Below are 1,718 nucleotides of genomic sequence, written 5' to 3' on the forward strand. Positions count from 1 at the left end.
TGCGTTCGCGCTGGCCTTCGCGATCAAGGTGCCGATGTTCCCGTTCCACACCTGGCTGCCCGACGCCCACGTGGAGGCCCCCACGGCCGGCAGCGTGATCCTGGCCGGTGTCCTGCTGAAAATGGGCACCTACGGGTTCATCCGGTTCGCCATGCCGCTCTTTCCCGCGGCCAGCCAGGCGTTTGCCCCGGTCATCCTGACCCTGGCTGTGATCGGAATTATCTATGGCGCGCTGGTGGCGATGGTACAGCCGGACCTCAAGAAACTGGTCGCCTACTCCAGCGTGAGCCACCTGGGGTTCGTGATGCTGGGTCTCTACACCCTGACCACCACCGGCGTGGTCGGCGGGGTGTACCAGATGATCAACCACGGGATCAGCACGGGCGCCTTGTTCCTGATAGTCGGCATGCTTTACGAGCGCCGTCACACCCGGCTGATCGACCAGTTCGGCGGGCTCAGCGCGAAAGTCCCCGTGCTGGCGGCGTTCTTCATGATCGCCACGCTGAGCAGTATCGGCCTGCCCGGGCTCAACGGGTTCGTGGGCGAGTTCCTGATCCTGATAGGTACGTTCGGCAGCGCCCACCCCGGCTACGTGTTCTTCGCCGCCAGCGGCGTGATTCTCTCGGCGGTCTACATGCTCTGGATGTTCCGCCGCGTGATGTTCGGCCCGCTCGACAACCCGCAGAACCAGAAGATGGCCGATCTGAATATCCGCGAAGTGCTGGTGCTGCTGCCGTTGACAATCATGATGTTCTGGATGGGCCTGTTCCCCGGAATGTTTCTCGACCGGATAACCCCGTCGGTGGAAAAATTTATCGGCCAGTACCAGCACAAGCTGGAAATAGCTGAGCTGCAGCGGGTGGAAACCAGCCCGCTGGAAAGCAGGGTTGTGTTCAACGAAGCGGAGAAGTTGATCGATGATTGAGTTTCCCGCCATCAATTGGAACCTGCTCCTGCCGCAGGTCGTGCTGGTCAGCGCGGCGTTTTTCCTGCTGCTGCTGGCCGTGCTTTACCGCGTGCGCAACAGTGAGCGCGGACCCGCTGTCAGCGGAGCGGTGCTGAGCGTGCTGGGACTGGTTATCACCGCGTTGATGGTCTGCGCCCAGTGGGACACAGTGGCCGGTACGTTCGGCGGGATGCTGCGGATCGACCCGTACTCCACCTTCTTCAACGTCCTGATCCTGGGTGGGGCAATCCTGTGCGTCCTGCTCTCCGTGCGCGAGGCGGGCGGACTGCGGGCGGTTGCCGGCGAGTATTACGCCCTGCTGGTATTCAGCGTGCTGGGGATGATGGTGATGGTGTCGGCGGCGGACCTGCTGGTTGTGTTTATCGGCCTGGAAATCATGAGCCTGGCGATCTACATCCTGGTCGGTATCCGTCAGAACAGTGAATCGGGCAGCGAGGGCGCGCTCAAGTATTTCCTGATCGGCGCGTTCGCCAGCGGATTCCTGATCTACGGGATCACGTTCCTGCTGGGCACGGCCGGGACCACGCGTTTCGAGGAACTGGCTTCAGCATTGGGGCAGACCGGCGAAAGCGATACGCTGCAACTGCTGGCCGTGGGCCTGGTCCTGATCGGTTTCCTGTTCAAAATCGCGGCGGTGCCGTTCCATATGTGGGCGCCGGACGCTTACGAGGGTGCGCCCACGCCGATCACGGCATTCATGGCCGTGGCTGTCAAGACCGCCGCGTTCGCGGTACTGGAGATCGGAAGAGCG

Annotated in this window: 3 pseudogenes (all cut by a window edge); all 3 read left to right on the forward strand. The window is 62.4% G+C overall.

Annotation, left to right across the window (positions count from 1 at the left end):
* Positions 1-925, forward strand: a pseudogene (locus FVQ81_15715) (NADH-quinone oxidoreductase subunit M) (it extends 636 nt beyond the left edge of the window).
* A pseudogene (locus FVQ81_15720) lies at positions 918-1,718 on the forward strand (NADH-quinone oxidoreductase subunit N); it runs 42 nt beyond the window's last position. Before FVQ81_15715 ends, FVQ81_15720 begins: the two co-directional pseudogenes overlap by 8 nt.
* A pseudogene (locus FVQ81_15725) lies at positions 1,616-1,718 on the forward strand (hypothetical protein); it runs 689 nt beyond the window's last position. The pseudogenes FVQ81_15720 and FVQ81_15725 overlap by 145 nt, the downstream one beginning before the upstream one ends.

It is taken from the genome of Candidatus Glassbacteria bacterium (genome assembly GCA_019456185.1).
GTDB lineage: Bacteria > Gemmatimonadota > Glassbacteria > GWA2-58-10 > GWA2-58-10 > JAJRTS01.